The sequence below is a fragment of the Clostridium sp. genome, from assembly GCF_018372875.1.
GTDB lineage: Bacteria > Bacillota > Clostridia > Clostridiales > Clostridiaceae > Clostridium.
The window spans coordinates 41,791-60,156 of sequence record NZ_JAHAIF010000016.1 but is presented as its reverse complement, the minus strand read 5'-3'; the positions used below and the strand labels follow the sequence as shown (position 1 = coordinate 60,156).

At 30.2% G+C, this 18,366-nt stretch carries 16 protein-coding genes and 1 other annotated feature; of the genes, 13 read left to right on the top strand and 3 right to left on the bottom strand.

What is annotated here, in order from left to right; genetic code table 11:
- Nucleotides 1-33: 33 nt before the first annotated feature.
- The 6 genes from KIB46_RS07295 (at nt 34) to KIB46_RS07270 (ending at nt 6,971) form a co-directional block, all read left to right on the top strand.
- The gene (locus tag KIB46_RS07295; protein WP_156562663.1) at nt 34-1,107 is read left to right on the top strand and encodes a hypothetical protein; all 1,074 of its coding nucleotides are present in this window, start codon (nt 34-36) and stop codon (nt 1,105-1,107) included.
- A gap of 236 nt (nt 1,108-1,343) precedes the next feature.
- Nucleotides 1,344-2,477: an ABC transporter ATP-binding protein gene (locus KIB46_RS07290; protein WP_156562666.1), complete on the top strand. Its 1,134-nt coding sequence runs from the start codon at nt 1,344-1,346 to the stop codon at nt 2,475-2,477.
- The gene (locus KIB46_RS07285; protein ID WP_291671302.1) at nt 2,470-4,020 is read left to right on the top strand and encodes a glycine betaine ABC transporter substrate-binding protein; all 1,551 of its coding nucleotides are present in this window, start codon (nt 2,470-2,472) and stop codon (nt 4,018-4,020) included. The genes KIB46_RS07290 and KIB46_RS07285 overlap by 8 nt, the downstream gene beginning before the upstream one ends.
- Before the next feature lie 556 nt (nt 4,021-4,576).
- Nucleotides 4,577-5,503, top strand: coding sequence for a TIGR01212 family radical SAM protein (locus tag KIB46_RS07280; protein ID WP_156562670.1), 927 nt, complete (start codon nt 4,577-4,579; stop codon nt 5,501-5,503).
- 21 nt (nt 5,504-5,524) lie between these two features.
- Entirely contained in the window at nt 5,525-6,235 is a 711-nt protein-coding gene (locus tag KIB46_RS07275; RefSeq protein ID WP_156562672.1) for a 2-phosphosulfolactate phosphatase family protein, read from the top strand.
- 139 nt (nt 6,236-6,374) lie between these two features.
- On the top strand, nt 6,375-6,971 hold the full coding sequence (locus tag KIB46_RS07270; protein WP_156562674.1) for a DUF1643 domain-containing protein: 597 nt from the start codon (nt 6,375-6,377) through the stop codon (nt 6,969-6,971).
- Nucleotides 6,972-7,002: 31 nt separating this feature from the next.
- On the opposite strand, the gene KIB46_RS07265 is transcribed toward KIB46_RS07270, so the two are convergent.
- Nucleotides 7,003-8,178, bottom strand: coding sequence for a class I SAM-dependent rRNA methyltransferase (locus KIB46_RS07265; RefSeq protein ID WP_156562676.1), 1,176 nt, complete (start codon nt 8,176-8,178; stop codon nt 7,003-7,005).
- Between the two features lie 179 nt (nt 8,179-8,357).
- Here KIB46_RS07265 and KIB46_RS07260 point away from each other — a divergent pair, with 179 nt between their 5' ends.
- Complete coding sequence (locus tag KIB46_RS07260; RefSeq protein ID WP_291671301.1) at nt 8,358-9,668, top strand: aspartate kinase; 1,311 nt, start codon at nt 8,358-8,360, stop codon at nt 9,666-9,668.
- 142 nt (nt 9,669-9,810) lie between these two features.
- Here KIB46_RS07260 and KIB46_RS07255 read toward each other — a convergent pair whose 3' ends face one another.
- Nucleotides 9,811-10,029 carry a (2Fe-2S)-binding protein gene (locus KIB46_RS07255; RefSeq protein WP_049178107.1) on the bottom strand — a complete coding sequence of 73 codons (219 nt, stop codon included), beginning with the start codon at nt 10,027-10,029 and terminating at the stop codon, nt 9,811-9,813.
- Nucleotides 10,030-10,229: 200 nt separating this feature from the next.
- Nucleotides 10,230-10,478: a binding site (T-box leader), on the top strand.
- Nucleotides 10,479-10,578: 100 nt separating this feature from the next.
- Here KIB46_RS07255 and ileS point away from each other — a divergent pair.
- From ileS to KIB46_RS07235, 4 genes are all read left to right on the top strand, one after another.
- Nucleotides 10,579-13,692 (top strand): isoleucine--tRNA ligase, encoded by a 3,114-nt coding sequence (ileS, locus tag KIB46_RS07250; RefSeq protein ID WP_291671300.1) that lies wholly within the window; start codon nt 10,579-10,581, stop codon nt 13,690-13,692.
- A 192-nt stretch (nt 13,693-13,884) separates the two neighbouring features.
- Entirely contained in the window at nt 13,885-14,883 is a 999-nt protein-coding gene (locus KIB46_RS07245) for a LacI family DNA-binding transcriptional regulator (protein WP_291671299.1), read from the top strand.
- Between the two features lie 117 nt (nt 14,884-15,000).
- The gene (locus KIB46_RS07240) at nt 15,001-15,438 is read left to right on the top strand and encodes a MarR family transcriptional regulator (protein WP_156562686.1); all 438 of its coding nucleotides are present in this window, start codon (nt 15,001-15,003) and stop codon (nt 15,436-15,438) included.
- Nucleotides 15,439-15,440: 2 nt separating this feature from the next.
- Nucleotides 15,441-16,814 carry an MATE family efflux transporter gene (locus tag KIB46_RS07235; protein WP_291671298.1) on the top strand — a complete coding sequence of 458 codons (1,374 nt, stop codon included), beginning with the start codon at nt 15,441-15,443 and terminating at the stop codon, nt 16,812-16,814.
- 87 nt (nt 16,815-16,901) lie between these two features.
- Here the strand turns inward: KIB46_RS07235 and KIB46_RS07230 are convergent, their stop codons facing one another.
- Complete coding sequence (locus KIB46_RS07230) at nt 16,902-17,087, bottom strand: hypothetical protein (protein ID WP_156562690.1); 186 nt, start codon at nt 17,085-17,087, stop codon at nt 16,902-16,904.
- A 111-nt stretch (nt 17,088-17,198) separates the two neighbouring features.
- Here KIB46_RS07230 and KIB46_RS07225 point away from each other — a divergent pair, with 111 nt between their 5' ends.
- Both KIB46_RS07225 and KIB46_RS07220 read left to right on the top strand, forming a co-directional pair.
- Nucleotides 17,199-17,774, top strand: a complete 576-nt coding sequence (locus KIB46_RS07225; RefSeq protein WP_291671297.1) for a nucleoside recognition domain-containing protein — start codon at nt 17,199-17,201, stop codon at nt 17,772-17,774.
- A gap of 12 nt (nt 17,775-17,786) precedes the next feature.
- The gene (locus KIB46_RS07220; protein ID WP_156562695.1) at nt 17,787-18,311 is read left to right on the top strand and encodes a nucleoside recognition domain-containing protein; all 525 of its coding nucleotides are present in this window, start codon (nt 17,787-17,789) and stop codon (nt 18,309-18,311) included.
- The last annotated feature ends 55 nt before the right edge of the window (nt 18,312-18,366 follow it).

The following is an 18,366-nucleotide window of genomic DNA, read 5'->3' as shown; positions in this document are numbered from 1 at the left end:
AACTAAGAAAGTATAATGAAGGGAGTAATTATTATGAAAAGAATAGTTTCATGTTTTTTATCTAGTATTTTAATCTTTTCTTTTGTAGGATGCTTTGGAAAAAAATTCAATGTAAGTTCAGATGTTTTTAATATAAAAAAGGCTGGGGAAATAGCAAGTAACTACATGGAAAATATAACCAATGAAAATTTTGACGAAAGTAATAAGATAAGTACAGGGGTAATAAAAGATAATGAAGAAATAAGAAAAATACAAAATGATAGTATAAATGGGTATAAATTAGATAAGCTTTCAGAAGGAGCAGATCATGCATATTTTACTTATATAGTGGTTAAAGAAGAAAAGGATGAAAGCAGAATTGATTTAGATAAGGTTGTAATAAAGGTTGTAAAGAAAGATAAAGAATATCTAGTGGATGAAATTAAATCAACAAATGAAAAACAGGTGTATAAAATTGAAAAAACTTTAAGGTTAAGGGATTATGAAGTAGGAAAGAGTCAATTGCTATTAAGAATGAAGGATTTGCCAAGGGAGGTATACCCTAATAGAGATAATGTTGTAGTAGATAAAGAGAGTGTTCCAGAAGGATCATTTAATAAGATGGGAATAGGGTTTTTGGGAAATAAAGTTGCATTTACAACCACAAATGGTTTAAGAACATTCATAGGTTTAGCCATTGTAGAAGATACTAAGCCTACAGCTGGAAATAATGAGGGTGGGGGAGATGCACCATCCTCAAGTGAAGGAAATGTTGATGAAGCAATTGAAGATGCGTTAGAGATGCCAATACTAAATAAGTTAGTGCCCTATGATGTAGTAGATGGATCTATAGTGGAAAAGTTACTTTTTTCAAATGATGATGGAGAATTAATAGTTCAAATTAAAGAAGAGGGTAAAGGAAGTGGAATTAGAATATATAAAAATCCAACAGGAGAATTATTAAAATTGAACTTAAATGAATATTTTCCTGTAGAAAAGTATTCATCAGATGTAGTGAGAATTGATGATAATGGTGTTTTTATTACAGTTAAAGCTATAGGAGATGATAAAGAGAATGAGGGTACATATAAAATAGATGTGGAAGATTTAAAGGTATTTAAAGAATAGAAGATAGAAAGTTAATCAATATATTGGTTAACTTTCTTATTTTTTAGCAATTAAGAGTTAATTTAAAGATTACTTAGGAATACATAGAAGTTTAAGCTCTAATTACAGCAGAGCATGTTAAAACTTAATAAAATGGAAAATTAATGGAAATACAAAGGTTTATAAAAAATAGAAAGTATAATATAATTATGCTAACAACTTATAAATGAAAATAAGTTGTTAGAGGGAGGGGAAATATGATAGAGTTTAAAGGTATAACTAAACAGATAGGGGATAAGGTTATATTAAATGATATAAATCTTCATATTAAAGATGGTGACTTAGTGGTATTAATTGGACCAAGTGGTTGTGGTAAAACAACAACATTAAAGATGATTAATAAGTTAATAAAGCCTACAGAAGGATCTATATTCATAAATGGAAATTCAATTGCAAGCCAAGATACTATTCAGCTAAGAAGGCAAATAGGGTATGTAATTCAAAATGTAGGATTATTCCCACACATGACAATAAAAGAAAATATAGAATTAATACCTAAGTTAAAAAAGGAGCCATTAGAAAAAATAAATAAAAAGACAATTGAATTATTAAATATGGTGGGACTTAATTCAGATGAGTATACGAATAAGTACCCTGCTCAGTTAAGTGGTGGTCAGCAACAAAGAGTTGGTGTTGCAAGAGCATTTGCTACTGATGCTAACATAATATTAATGGACGAGCCTTTTAGTGCGTTAGATCCAATTACACGTAGTTCTTTGCAAGATGAATTACTAACTCTTCATCAAGAGCTAAAGAAAACAATAATATTTGTAACTCATGATATGGATGAAGCTATAAAGATAGCAGATAAGATATGTATTATGAATGGAGGAAAGATACAACAGTATGATACTCCTGAAAATATATTAAGAAGACCAGCAAATGAATTTATTAAAGAATTTATAGGAAGTAAGAAAATTTGGGATACACCTGAATTTATAAAGACAAAGGATATTATGATACAAGATCCTATTAAGGTAAAGCCTTTTAGAACTATAGTTCAATCTATTGAAATGATGAAATCCAATAAAGTTGATAGCTTACTTGTAGTAAATAAAGAAAATCAACTTATAGGTCTTGTTACATTAAAACAAATAAGAAGAGAGATACCATTAGATACAAAGATTGAAAATGTAATGGAAAAAGAGTTGTTATATGTAAAGGATGATGACAATTTAGTAGATGTATTAACAATAATGAATGAAAACTCTGTAGGATATTTACCTGTAGTTAATGAAAATAAAGTATTAGTTGGTTTGGTTACTAAGAGTAGTTTGATTTCCGTTTTAAGTCAGCAATACTTAGAAGAGGAGGAAGAAACTAATGAGTAACTTTTTTAGTTTTATTTTAGAAAGGAAAGAGCAAATATTATCATTATTAATAGAGCATACATTTTTAACTATGTTAGCAATTGTTTTAGCTATATTAATAGGAATTCCTTTAGGTATACTTATTACAAATATTAAGGTTCTAAGAAAGCCTATACTAGGATTAATAAATACATTGCAAGCAGTGCCATCTATGGCTTTATTAGGATTGTTAATTCCGTTACTTGGAATAGGAACTGTTCCTGCTGTAACTACTGTTGTCTTATACTCTCTTTTGCCAATAGTAAAAAATACTTTTACTGCATTAACTAATATAGATGAAAATATGTTAGAAGCTGCAAGAGGAATGGGATTAACTAAAAGACAAACATTAATTAAGATAAAGATACCAGTATCTTTACCCTTAATTATGTCTGGAGTAAGAATATCTGCAGTAACATCAGTTGGGTTAATGACATTAGCTGCTTTTATAGGAGCTGGAGGATTAGGATATCTAGTATTTACAGGTGTACAAACAGTAAATAATAATATGATTTTAGCAGGAGCTATACCAGCTTGTGTTTTAGCTTTAATTATAGATTTTATATTTGGAAAGATTGAGGTTGCAGTAACTCCTGTTGGACTTTTATCAAATGGAAAGAAAAATAATAAGATGCTTAAGGTAGTTGGAGCTATACTAGCTATTTTATTAGTGTTTACAGGTGTATCTAATATATTTAATGGAAAAAAAGGTGACACAATTGTAGTAGGATCAAAAAATTATTCAGAACAATTGATTTTAGCAAATATAGTTGCAGATTTAATAGAAGAAAAAACTGACCTTAATGTAGAAAGAAAGTTAAATTTAGGAGGAAGCTCTGTTGTATCATCGGCTATACAAAAGGGAGAGATTGATATGTATGTTGACTATACAGGATGTTTACTCTTAAATATATTAGGCGAACCATTAATAAGAGATAAAGATGAGGTTTACAATAGAAGTAAGGAGTTAATGGAGGAGCGGTATAATTTAACGTTATTAAATCCTCTTGGTTTTAATAATACTTACACAATAGCAACAACTAAAGAAATTGCAGAGAAGTATAATATAAAAAAAATATCTGATTTAGCTAAATATAATAATAAATTTGTAATCAGTCCTACAATGGAATTTGTTAATAGGGATGATGGATTAAGTGAATTAAGTAAATTATATGGATTGAAGTTTAAAAGTGTAAAGGCTATGGATGGAAGCCTTAGATATTCAGCATTAAAAAATAGTAATTGTGAATTTATTGATGCATTCTCTACAGAAGGATTATTAAAAGCTTTTGAGTTACAAGTTTTAGAGGATGATAAAGAATTCTTTCCGCCATATAATGCAGTTCCTGTTATAAGAATGGATACCTTAGAAAAATATCCAGAGTTAAAAGAAGTTTTATCTGTACTAGATGAAAAAATAGATGAAGAAACCATGATAGATTTAAATTATAAAGTTGATAAATTAAGTAAATCTCCTGAAGAAGTGGCTAGAGAATTTTTAATATCAGAAGGTTTAATAGAATAATATATAAAGGAGCTGTTGCGCTAAATAATAATTAGTGCATAGTTCCTTTTTTTATTCTTTAGAGGAAATTATATCTACCTGCAAGATTTTCCTCAGGCAAGCTTCGGAAATGCAGATGGGCGAAAAAAATCGACGGCTCCACAGTCGCCTTGGCGATTTTTTTATTCTTTAGGAAATTATAATTGAAATTAAAGTATGGATAAAGATCTATGAGTCTATTTACTTTTTATAGTTTAATTGTTTTATAAAAAATGTGTCCATAAAAATATACTAACACCAGAACTTAAGAACTTAAGAACTTAAGAACTTAAGAAGTTATAGTAAAAATGCGGTGTTGAATGGATTTTGGTGAGATAAACTCTAATTAGAAATAATCTACTTTTAGTGAAATACATAAAAGGAGCTATGGACGGAACAAGCAAAATAAATATCCGCTACACCTTTTTTATCTGCTAATGTAACAGTTCTTATTTTTTGGAAACACTAGGATTTTAATTTTTTAAATTAATTTGTTATCATAGTAGATGATGTTTTATCAAAAGAGGAGGAGATTTCCATGGTGAAAGACTGGGGAGGAAAGAGATATAATAATTTAAATTATTTTCTTAGAAATAAATTTGGGGAGAAAGTATTTAAGATTTCACTTGATGGGGGATTTTCTTGTCCTAATAGAGATGGAACTATTAGCAAAGGTGGATGTTTATTCTGTAGTGAAAGAGGATCGGGAGACTTTGCAGGAGATAGGGACTTTTCTATTGAGAAGCAATTTATAGAGATTAAGGACATGATGAATAAGAAGTGGAAGAAAGGAAAGTATATTGCCTATTTTCAAGCGTATACTAATACCTATGCACCTGTAGATGTCCTAAAGAAGAAGTATGAAGAAGCTTTAAGCCAAGAGGGGGTAGTAGCTTTAGCTATAGCTACAAGACCTGATTGTTTAGGAGAAGATGTATTAGATCTTTTGGAAGAGATAAATAAAAAGTATTATGTTTGGGTAGAACTTGGTTTACAGACATCTAATGATGACGCAGCTAGAAAGATAAATAGAGGATATAAACTAAATGTGTTTGAAGATGCTATCACTAGATTAAAAAAGAGAAATATAGATTTTGTAGTTCATGCTATTTTTGGATTACCAGGGGAAACAAAAGAAGATATGTTAAAGACAGTAGATTATATTGCTCACAGTGGTGCGCAGGGTGTTAAATTTCATTTGCTGCATTTAATGAAAAATACACCTTTAGTTAAAGTTTATGAAGCTGGAGGGTTAGAATTCTTATCTCAGGAGGATTATATTGATTTATTATGTAAATCCGTTTGTATGTTGCCACAGGATATGGTTATACATAGACTTACAGGTGATGCACCTAGAGATTTATTAATAGGTCCAATGTGGAGTTTAAAAAAATGGGAGATTTTAAATGCTATAGATAAAGCATTCATAGATAATGATATTTATCAGGGGAAGACATTTAAATAATTAATTTTTGGGGATGAGATTATGAAAATAGATATTATTATTTCAGCTGATTATATTAGAAAAGATATAATTGAAAATAAGGTAGTAGTAGTAATTGATATGCTTAGAGCAACTTCAGTAATTACTACTGCATTAATGAATGGGTGTAAGAAAGTGATTCCAACATTAACAATAGAAGAAGCCCTAAAGTTGAGAGCTTCTATTGGAGATAAAGACTGTATATTAGGTGGAGAAAGGAAAGCATTAAAAATAGATGATTTTGATTTATCTAATTCACCATTAGAATATACAAAAGAAGTGGTAGAAGGAAAAACTATAGTAATTACAACTACTAATGGAACGAGAACATTAACTAGTTGTTTAGAGGCTAAAAGGATATTTGTTGCTTGTATGTTAAATGCATCAGCTATTGCTGAAAAGTTACTTTCGTTAAATGAAGATGTTGTTATAGTTAATGCAGGGACTAATGGTCAGTTCTCAATGGATGATTTTATTTGTTCAGGTGTTATTATAAAAGCTCTTATAGAAAAATGTGATAAATTAGAGTTAACAGATTTATCAAAGACAGCACTACTTTCTTTTGAATGTAATCCTAATATTATTGATTTTATCAAAGAAGCAAGACACTATAATGTTATGATAGGTCTAGGATTAAGAAATGATGTAGGTTACTGTATAAAAAAAGATCTAACAACTATAGTTCCGGAATATAAGGATGGAGAAATAATTTAGCTTAAAAATATAAAAAACTAAGAAAGCCCTGGAAACAGGGCTTTTTAATTTCACTTAATTTATAAAAACTCATATTATAGGAATAAGTTAAACATTTACAAAGTAATTATTAGTAATATACGATCAAAGGGGAGTAGTAATGTGCAGATGTAAATATCCTAAAATTATAAGTAAAAAAAATATTAATTTAGTTGAAGATGAGTTTGGAGATAGATGTTATAAAACATCATTTACACTTGGTAATGATGGAAAGAATGTTTTAATAATATCAAGAGCGCCAAAAGGTATAGAGAGTGATAGTTGTAATAGTGAGTATAGAAGAATAATAAAATATTTGAATGATAAAAGTTCAGAGCTTAAAGGTATTAAGAAAATAACAATAGTAAATTTATTTGTATTTTATGAAGTTAATAAAGATGATTTATTTAGAGAGTATTTATTAGAGGGAAAAGAATATGTGGAAGGTAATGATAATGAAGTTATCAATGATAAAATTATACGAGATGAAATTAAGGAAGCAGATTATATATTCTGTGCATGGGGTGAGCCACCAGAAGGAATGTATGATTTGTATTCAAGTAGAGTAGAAACAGTTTTGAGGATATTAAGGGAAGAAATAATGTCTAGTAAAAATAAGAAGTATGCATTAAGAGTTGGTGAAATCAGTAGAAAGGGATATCCTAAACACTGCTTAGCATGGTCTTATAAAGATGAGATAAAGAATTTATTAGAGTGAGAGTTTATTTTTAAACTCTCACCCTGAAAAGTTATACAACTTGGAATATAAAGAACTTTAAGTAGTAGCTTTCATCCGAGTTCCAAAGTATTGGGTGGTCAGCTGACTGTGTTCTAAATTCTACTTGTCTTAAGACTCTACGGGCATCATGAGCAGCTTCATTTATTGTTGATTTTAATAAGTCTTCACTCATGTAGTGAGAACATGAACAAGTAATGAAGTATCCGCCTGGTTTAACCATTTTTAAGCCTCTAAGATTAATTTCTTTGTATCCTCTTTTTGCTCCATTAATTGTATTTCTTGATTTAGTGAATGCTGGAGGGTCTAGTATAACAACGTCAAATTGTTTTCCTTCCTTTGACCAAGATGATAAGACATCAAAGGCATTGTGGCATTCAAATTTAACTATATCTTGTAGGTTATTAAGTTTAGAATTTCTAGTTGCACAATCAACAGCATGCTGAGAGACATCAATACCTAAAACTGATTTAGCACCAGCAATACCAGCATTAAGAGCAAATGAACCAGTATGAGTAAAGCAGTCAAGCACATCCTTATCTTTACAGATTCTGTGTATTGCAGCTCTATTTTCTTTTTGATCTAAGAAGAAACCTGTTTTTTGTCCGTTTTCTAAGTCAACTATATATTTAACACCATTTTCAGTAATTTGAACATTAGTATCAAATGGCTCTGTTAAAAATCCTTTAGTTTGTTCTAATCCTTCTATTTCTCTTGTAGCCAAATCACTTCTTTCATAAACTCCTTTAGCTCCAAAGTCATTTACTAAGATATCAACAATTATATCTCTATATTTATCCATACCTAAAGTTGAGATTTGAATTACATAATAGTCTTCAAATTTATCAACAGTAAGACCAGGTAATAAATCAGCCTCTCCAAAGATAAATCTACAAGAAGAGGTATCTATTACAGTTTTTCTGTATTCCCAGGCAGAATCAAATCTCTTTTTGAAGAATTCTCTATTTATTACTTCATCTTTATCTCTTGTCATTATTCTTATAGTTATCTTACTTCTGTCATTGATATAACCTTTGCCTATGAAATATCCTTTATGATTATAGACTTCAACTATATCACCATTTTCATAGTCACCATCATATTCATTAATTTCATCTATATATATCCAAGGACGACCATTTTCAGCTTTTTTATTTTTACCTTTATGTAAATAGAATTTACTATTCATATGAAAAACTCCCTTCATTAAACTCTTTTCGATTATACCAGTAATATTATTATTTTTATAGGGAGTTAAAATAGAAAATAAAAATTTATTTGCATTACTATTGAAAAGTATGAAAAATTTGGTAGAATAGATTTAAAAATATTTTAAAGTAGATTAATAAAAATTGGGGGCAATAAAAAATGAATAAGGTGGTTACGAAGTTTGGTGGAAGTTCTTTAGCAGATGCTTCACAATTCAAGAAGGTAAAGGAAGTTATCCTTGCAGATGATGCTAGAAGGTATGTAATACCGTCAGCACCAGGAAAGAGACATGGGAAGGATACAAAGATAACAGATCTTCTTTATCTTTGTCACATGCATGTTGAGACAGGTATTTCTTTAGAAGATGTATTTAAGCATATAGAGGAGAGATATACTGGAATAGTTAATGATTTGGGGTTAGATTTAGATATAAGAACTTATCTAGATGTAGTAAAAAAAGATATTGAAGATGGTGCATCTAAGGAATATGCAGCTAGTAGAGGAGAATACTTAAATGGTATTATCTTAGCTAATTATTTAGGGTATGATTTTGTAGATGCAAAAGAAGTTATATTATTTAATGAGGATGGAACATTAAATAGTGAGGAAACTAATAAAAGATTAAAAGATAAATTATGCAAAATTGAAAGAGCTGTTATTCCAGGATTTTATGGAGCAGATGAACAAGGTGAAATAGTAACCTTTAGTAGAGGTGGGTCTGATGTAACAGGTTCTTTAGTTGCTGCAAGTATAAATGCGGATTTATATGAAAATTGGACTGATGTTTCTGGATTTTTAATGGCCGATCCAAGAATAGTTGAAAATCCTAAGACTATAGGTAAAATTACATACAAGGAATTAAGAGAATTATCATATATGGGGGCTTCAGTTCTTCATGAAGAAGCAATATTTCCTGTAAAGGAAGCTGGAATACCAATTAATATAAAAAATACTAATTTACCGGAAGATAAGGGTACTATAATAGTTCAAGACACTGAAAATGAAAAGTGTAAAACTATTACAGGCATTGCAGGTAAGAAGAACTTTACTGTTATATCAATAGAAAAAGCAATGATGAATAATGAATTAGGGTTTTGTAGAAAGGTGTTATCAATATTAGAAATGAATAATATATCTTTTGAAAATATGCCTGCAGGGATAGACACAGTGTGTTTAGTAATAGCAGATTCAGAGCTTAAGAAAAAGAAAGATATAGTTATTGAAGAGATAAGAAGAAGCTGTAATCCGGATTCTATAGTAGTGCATCCTAATATGGCTATGATAGCCACAGTTGGTAAAGGTATGGCTAAAAACAAGGGGGTAGCAGCTAAGGTGTTTGGAGCATTAGCAAAAGCTAAGATAAATATTAGAATGATTGATCAAGGATCATCAGAGATGAATATATTAGTTGGAATTGAAAATGAAGATTTTGAAAGAGCAATAAGGTCTATATATAGTGCATTTAATTAAGTAGTAATATGAGAGACTTATTAACAGTTGATTAATAGGTCTCTTTTTTACTTGAAAAAATATATAAAAATAAGCCAATCTGTGGGGAACAGATTGGCTTGGGGAGATATAATCAGTCAACCAATAATATTTGGGGAAATACCTATTGATCGATTGAATGTGCTTCGATTAACTCTTGAATTTTAGGGATACATCTACATCCTTTGCAACCACCTTTTGTAGCTCCAGTAGCTTTAGCTACATCATCTACAGTTTTTGCTCCAGATTCTATAGATTCTTTAATTTTAGATCTTGGTATCGCCTTGCAAACACATACTTTTGTGATTTTATCAAGGATTTTTTCGTTTATATTATTTTCCATTTAGTTACCTCCTAAGTTGATGACTAAGGAAAATAAGGGGATTAGATAACTTGTTGTTATCTTGACTATATTAAAACATATCAATCAATAAAAGTCAATACTAATTAATAAAAATTATTAATTAGTAAAATAAAAACGTATAAAAGTAAGTATATTGTAGTAATTGACATTTATTTCAGGAATGGTATATAATAAATAATATAAAAACTGTGATTAGGAAAAGTAATTAAGATTTCTACTTTAAGAGAGTAACTGGTTGGTGTGAAGTTATATAGTGTCTTAGTGAAAATCACCTAGGAGTTGGAAATTGAACAGCTTTGCTTAGTAGGTATTCCCGTTAGCCAGCGTTAATGGATAGAGCATGATTGTGCTTGAGATAAGTACCCTGAATTTATCATAGGGGTATACTTTGCCATAGGTGGTATAGCGAATTCAACTTCGTCCTTTTGGATGGAGTTTTTTTTATTTATTAAAATTAGATATGACTAGATATCTAATAAGAGAGAATACTTAAAATATCTGATTATACATGAGAAAGGAGCAAATAAGATGTACAAAAAAGTTGAACTTTCAAAAGGTTTTGTTGGTATGGAAGAAGAAGTAGCAAGCCTTTGGAAAGAAAAGGATGTTATCAAAAAGAATTTTGATATGAATCAAGATGGTGAATACTTCACTTTCTATGATGGACCTCCAACGGCTAATGGTAAGCCACACGTAGGTCACGTTTTAACAAGAGTTATGAAGGATATAATTCCAAGATATAAGGTAATGAAGGGGTATAAGGTAATTAGAAAAGCCGGTTGGGATACTCACGGTTTACCTGTAGAGCTTGAAATAGAAAAGAAACTTGGAATATCAGGTAAGGAACAAATTGAAGAATACGGTGTTGAAAAGTTCGTAACAGAATGTAAGGAGAGCGTATTCAAATATGTTTCTATGTGGGAAGAAATGACTAATAAGATTGGTTATTGGGTAGATATGGATGATCCATATGTAACATACCACAATCCATATATAGAATCAGTATGGTGGGCTCTAAAGCAAATGTGGGATAAAGGTCTTTTATATGAAGGTCATAAGGTAATGCCTTATTGCCCAAGATGTGGTACTGCATTGTCTTCACATGAAGTTGCTCAAGGATACAAAGATGTTAAGGATTTAACTTGTATTGCTAAATTTAAGGTTGAGGGAGAAGAAAACAAGTACATATTAGCTTGGACAACAACTCCTTGGACATTACCATCAAACTTAGCTCTATGTATAAATAAGGCTTATACTTATATAGAAGCAAAGGTTGGAGATGAAGTATATATCTTAGCTAAGGATCTTGCTGGTAAGGTTCTTGGAGAAGAATTTGAAATAGTTAGAGAATTTAATGGATCAGAATTACTAGGAACTAAGTATGAACAATTAATGCCGTTTGGAAAAGTTGAAGGTAAAGCTTTTGAAGTTATTCATGGTGATTACGTAACATTAACAGATGGTACTGGTATAGTTCATATTGCGCCAGCTTATGGGGAAGATGATAATCTTGTTGCGAAGGCTAATGGAATCACTTTTATTAACTTAGTTGACAAAGAGGGTAAATTCGTAGAAGAAGTTACTCCATGGGCAGGTAAGTTTGTTAAGAAGTGTGATGAAAGCATTTGTAAGTGGCTTGAAGAAAATAATAAGTTATTTAAGGCAGAAAAGCACCTTCACTCATATCCACACTGCTGGAGATGTGATACTCCACTTCTTTACTATCCAAAGGAGAGCTGGTTTGTTGCAATGAGCACTCTAAGAGATAAGTTGTTAGAAAACAATAATAAGATTAACTGGTATCCTGATAATATAAGAACAGGAAGATTTGGGAAATTCTTAGAAAATGTTATTGACTGGGGTATCTCAAGAGATAGATACTGGGGAACTCCACTTCCAATCTGGGAATGTGAATGTGGTCACAAAGAATGTGTAGGAAGCATTGAAGAATTGAAGAAGAAGGGTATAAATGTACCTGATGATATAGAATTACACAAACCATATATAGATAATGTTCATTTAAAATGTGAAAAGTGTGGTAAGGAAATGGAAAGAACTAAGGAAGTTATAGATTGTTGGTTCGATTCAGGATCAATGCCATTTGCTCAATTACACTATCCATTTGAAAACAAAGAGTTATTTGAGCAAAACTTCCCAGCTCAATTTATATCAGAAGCTGTTGACCAAACAAGAGGATGGTTCTATACATTATTAGCTATTTCAACTGCTATATTTGATAGAAATCCATTTGAAAATTGTATTGTTTTAGGTCACGTTCTTGATAAGAAGGGATTAAAGATGTCTAAGTCTAAGGGTAACGTTGTTGCTCCTATGGAGGTTTTAGAAAGTCAAGGTGCAGATGCTACAAGATGGCATTTCTACACTGCAAGTGCTCCATGGCTACCAACTAGATTCTCAACTGATGATGTTGGAGAGGCATCAAGAAAGTTCTTAAGTACATTATGGAATGTATATTCATTCTATGTCTTATATGCAGATATAGATGGATTCAATCCGTTAGAGTACAAAGATTTTGTTTCAGATAATGTTATGGATAAGTGGATAATGTCTAAGTTAAACACTTTAGTTAAGGATGTTGATGCTAAGTTAAACTCTTATGATATTACAAATGCTGCTCTTCAAATTGAAGAGTTCACAGATAACTTATCTAACTGGTATGTAAGAAGAAACAGAGCAAGATATTGGTCAGAAGAATTAACTGATGATAAGATTGGTGCATATGTAACTCTATATAGAGTTCTAGTAACTTTATCACAAGTTTCAGCTCCTTTTGTACCATTTATTACAGAAGAAATATATCAAAACTTAGTTGTTAATTTAGATTCGTCAGCTGAAGAAAGTATTCACTTATGTAAGTGGCCAACAGTTGATGAAGAAGCTATTAACAGTGATTTAGAAAAGGAAATGGATTTAGCTTATACAATAGTTAAGTTAGGAAGAAGTGCAAGAAATGGTGCTAACATTAAGAATAGACAGCCACTTTCTCAAATGTTAGTTTCAGTAGCATCACTTCCAGAATACTATGGAGATATCGTTAAGGATGAGTTAAACATCAAGTCAATTGAATTTGGTGCTGATCTTTCTGAACATGTTAACTTTGAAATAAAGCCTAACTTACCTGTTTTAGGAAGAGCTTATGGAAAGATGATTCCTGCAATAAGAAAAGAAATAGCTTCTAGAAACCAAATGGAATTAGCTCAAAAGATAAATAATGGTGGAGTAGAAGTTATAAATGTAGATGGAACAGAAATAGAACTTAACAAAGAAAACCTACTTGTGACAATGCAAGGTCTTGATGGATATGCCTTTGCAGGTGAAGGTGAAATTGGTGTAGTTCTTGATACTCATATATCAGAAGAATTAAAGGAAGAGGGACACGTAAGAGAAGTCATCTCTAAGATTCAAAATATGAGAAAAGAAAGTGGATTCGAAGTTGCTGATAAGATTACATTATATGTAGCTAATAATGATATGTTATTAGATGTTATTAAGAAGTTTGAAGATACAATTAAAAAAGAAACATTAACAGTAGAAGTTATATGCAATGAACAAAACATTGAGTATACTGAAACTACTATTAATGGAGAAAAGCTTAATATGGCTGTTAAAGTAGTAAAATAGAGTGATAAATTGGAAAGGTTACTATAGAATTTATAGTAACCTTTTGATTTTTTTAAAATTTGTTTTAAAAAAAGGGGATTTTAAAAGATTTTTAGCAAAAACTATAAATAAAATAGGGATTTGCTTGTTTTTGGGAGAATATATAGGTTATAATTAAATAATTAAAATATAAGAAATGGGAGTGATGAGTTAATGGCAACTTCTATTAAAGATGTAGCTAAGGAAGCTGGAGTTTCAATTGCAACAGTTTCAAGGGTGCTTAATGATATCGATGTCGTAAACGAAGACACTAAGAAAAAGGTTCTAGATGCCATTAAAAAGTTGGGTTATAGACCGAATATAGTGGCTAGAAGTTTAAAGACTCAAAGAACAAAGACTATAGGAATACTAATACCAGATATATCAAGTCAGTTTTATCCTGAAATCGTAAGAGGAGCGGAAGACGTTGCTAATATCTATGATTACAATGTTATCTTATGTAATTCAGACTTTGATGTAGAAAAAGAAAAAGAGTATTTAAGAGTGCTTAAGGAAAAGATGGTTGATGGAGTAATATATATGAGTAGTTCATTAAGTGAAGAAATGCTTGATTTAATTAATGAACTAGATTTAAAAACCATCTTAGTTGAAACGAAGGATAAAGATGGAGTTTTACCAAGTGTAACTATAGATAATATAAATGCATCATATGAGGGTACAAAGTATCTATTAGATAAAGGATTATCTAAACCAGCATTTATTGGAGTAAAACAAGATACAATGAATGCTTGGGGAGATAGATTTGTAGGTTTTAAAAAAGCATTAGAAGAAGAAGGTATAAATGTTGATGATGAGTTAGTTTACTTTGATAACTTAAAGGTTAAAACTGGTTATGAAGCAGTTGAAAAGTTTGTTAGAAGTAATAAGAAGTTTGATTCAATAGTATGTGCATCGGATGAAATAGCAATCGGAGCAATAAATAAGTTAAGAGAAAATGGATATAATGTTCCAGAAGATATAAGTATTATTGGGTTTAATAATAACCATGTTTCTTCATATTTCTATCCAAGAATAACTACTATATCTCAACCTAGTTATGACATGGGATCAGTAGCTATGAGAATGTTAATAAAACTTCTAAATAAGAAGGAATTAGAACAAGGTCATTATGTTTTAGACTATAAATTAATACAAAGAGAGAGTACTAAGTAGAAAAAGAAGTAGTGTTTTCCGCTACTTCTTTTATTTTTGAAAAATAGTTGCTATCACAACTAATTAGTAGTAAAATAGTTGCTGTTGCAACCATTTATTATAAAGTTAGGTGATAATATGAAAAATAAAGAATACGACTCTATAGGAAAATTTGTTTCCCAAATATATAGAAGCGGAAATAGTTTTTTTTCGAAGGCATATGCAAAATATAATATTGGAGCAGGACAATATCAATTTTTAAGAGTTTTATATAAAAAAGAAAGATTAACACAAGAAGATTTAAGTAATATTTTGAATATAGATAAGGCTACCACAGCTAGGGCCTTGAAGAAACTTGAAGAAGAAGGATACATATATAGAAATAAAAGTTCAATTGATAAAAGAGCTAATATAATAGGACTTACTGAGAAAGCTTTAAGTATAAAAGAAGATTTTTTTGAAGTACATAGACAGTGGGAAGAAAAGATTACTTCAATTTTAACAGAGGATGAAAGAGAATTAACTCTTATATTACTAAAAAAAATAGCATCTAATGAGACACTAAGGAGGAATTAAGCATGAGAGGACAAGCTAGACTTGGAGAAGAAAAAATATCAAAGTTACTTATGGAGTTTTCCATTCCAGCTATAATAGGTATGGTAGTAAATACCCTATATAATATTGTAGATAGAATGTACATAGGGAACATAAAAGATATTGGTGGGTTAGCTTTAACTGGCGTTGGTATAACAATGCCAATAATGACTATAATAATGGCATTTGGAATGTTAATTGGAATAGGAACAAGTGCCAGAATATCTTTAAAACTTGGAGAACATAAAAGAGAAGAGGCTGAAAAGCACTTAGGAAATGCATTTACTTTAATTATTGTAGCTAGTGTTTTAATAACTATAATAGGACTTGTATTTATGCATAAAATACTTGGTTTATTTGGATCAAGTGCAGATACTGAAGTTTATGCAAGAGAATATATGCAAATAATATTCTTTGGAACTATATTTAATATGCTAAGTTTTGGATTAAATCATTCAATTAGAAGTGATGGAAGTCCTAAGGTAGCTATGTTATCAATGTTAATAGGTGCAGGTACTAATATTATATTAGACCCTATATTTATATTTGTATTTGGAATGGGAGTTAGAGGAGCAGCTATTGCTACTGTAATATCTCAAATAGTTTCAGCTATATGGATTTTATATTACTTTACAAAAGGTAAGAGTAATTTAAAAATTAAAAGAGAATATTTATCTTTAGATAAAGCTATAGTTTTTAGTATTTTTTCTATTGGAGTAAGTCCATTTAGTATGCAAATAGCTCAAAGCGTAGTTCAAGTATTAGCTAATAATGCATTAAAGACTTATGGTGGAGATTTAGCTATAGGTGCTATGACTATAATAAATAGTTTAGCTATGATATTTATGATGCCCATCTTTGGTTTAAACCAAGGTTCACAACCTATAATAGGATATAATTATGGTGCAGAAAAATATAAGAGAGTTAAGCAGGCTGTAAAGTCAGCAACTATAGTTGCTACTATAATAGTTTCAATTGGATGGATAATTACTCAAGCTGCACCACACTTATTAATATCAATATTTAATAGAGATGAGCAGTTAGTAGGCATAGCAAGCACAGGTATGAGAATATTCTTATTTATGCTGCCTGTAGTAGGAGCGCAAGTAATAAGTTCTAATTATTTCCAATCTATAGGGAAAGCTAAGATATCTATGTTCTTAAGCTTATTAAGACAAGTAATATTATTAATACCTTGTTTAATAATACTACCAAAAATTTTTGGGTTAACAGGAGTATGGCTTGCAGGAGCTGTTGCCGATGGATTATCATCATTAATCACTTTGATAATCTTCTCTATGTCAGTTAGAAAACTTAAAGACAAAGAAGAAATAGTATCAAAAGAAGCAATAATTTAAGTAAATAGAAATAAAATAAAGGATGAAACTTTAGGGTTTCATCCTTTTATTTTACTATCGTTGTTATCTCTATTAACTATTTTAACCTTATATGATACCTTCACTCTTTAATATATCTTCTAACTTTTTAACCTTCTTGTTTAAAGATTCGAATTTTTCCTTAATGATATCTTTAGATGATCCATCTTCATTAATTACTTTTTCTATATCCTCAACAGTTTTTAAAGCATCCTCTATATCTTGTTGAGCTATCTTTAAGTTAGTTTCTTTCATAAATTAATCTCCTTTAAGTAAAAAAATAGATTGTATATATTAATCCTATCACTACTAAATATTAAGTGCAAGGCATATATTTAATAGAAAACTTAACGTTAGGAGGATAATATGATTAATTATATTTGGTTTATATTAATATTCTTCGGTATACTGGTAGCTATATTTACTGGTAATGGTGCAGAAATATCAACAACTATTGTTGGATCTGCAGATAACACGGTGAAATTTATCATTGGGTTAGTTGGAATAATGTGTTTTTGGTGTGGAGTTATGAAGATAGCAGAAAAAAGTGGATTAACTCAGAAGCTAGCAAGATTAATGAAACCATTATTAAAGTTCCTATTTAAGGATGCAGGAAAGGATGAAAAAGCTCTTGGAGCAATAGTGATGAACTTAACAGCGAATATGATGGGATTGTCAAATGCTGCAACTCCATTTGGAATAAAAGCTATGGAAGAGATGGATAGATTAAATCCTAATAAAGGTAGGGCTAGTAATGATATGGCTCTTTTTTTAGTTATGAATGCTGCATGTATTCAATTAGTACCCTCAACAATAATATCAATTAGGGCAGCTGCTGGATCTTTAAATCCTGGAGCAATTATTTTGCCTGCAATACTATCAACAGCATCAGCAGCTATTGTTGGAGTAATATGTTGTAAGATTTTGCAGAGATACTTTTAAGGAGGATTATAAATGGGCGATTATATAACAAAAAGTATAATAGGAATTATAGTTCTACTTATTATAGGTTATGGAATGATAAAGGGTGGAAAGGTATATGAATGGTTTGTAGAAGGTGCAAAGGAAGGACTTCAAGTATGTATGAGAATATTTCCTTACCTTTTGGCTATGATTGTAGCAGTAAATATATTTAAAGCTGCTAATTTATTAGATATATTAAATAAAGTATTATCACCCTTAACTAATCTTATAGGATTACCTCAAGAAATAACACCATTGGTACTAATTAAACCATTATCAGGAAGTGGTGCACAGGGGATATTTGCAAATTTACTTCAGACATATGGACCAGATACGCCAATAGGATTAATAGCTTCTGTAATTATGGGAACCACAGAAACCATATTCTATACAGTTACAGTCTATTTTGGTGCAGTAAAGGTTAAAAAAGTAAGACATACTGTATGGGCAGCTGTTTTTGCAGATATGGTTGCTATAATTAGTGCTATATTTTTAGTGAATATATTTTTCTTTTAATATTATGGAAAAAATGTAATTATATTGGTAAAATTATCTCTAAAGGGGGAGATAG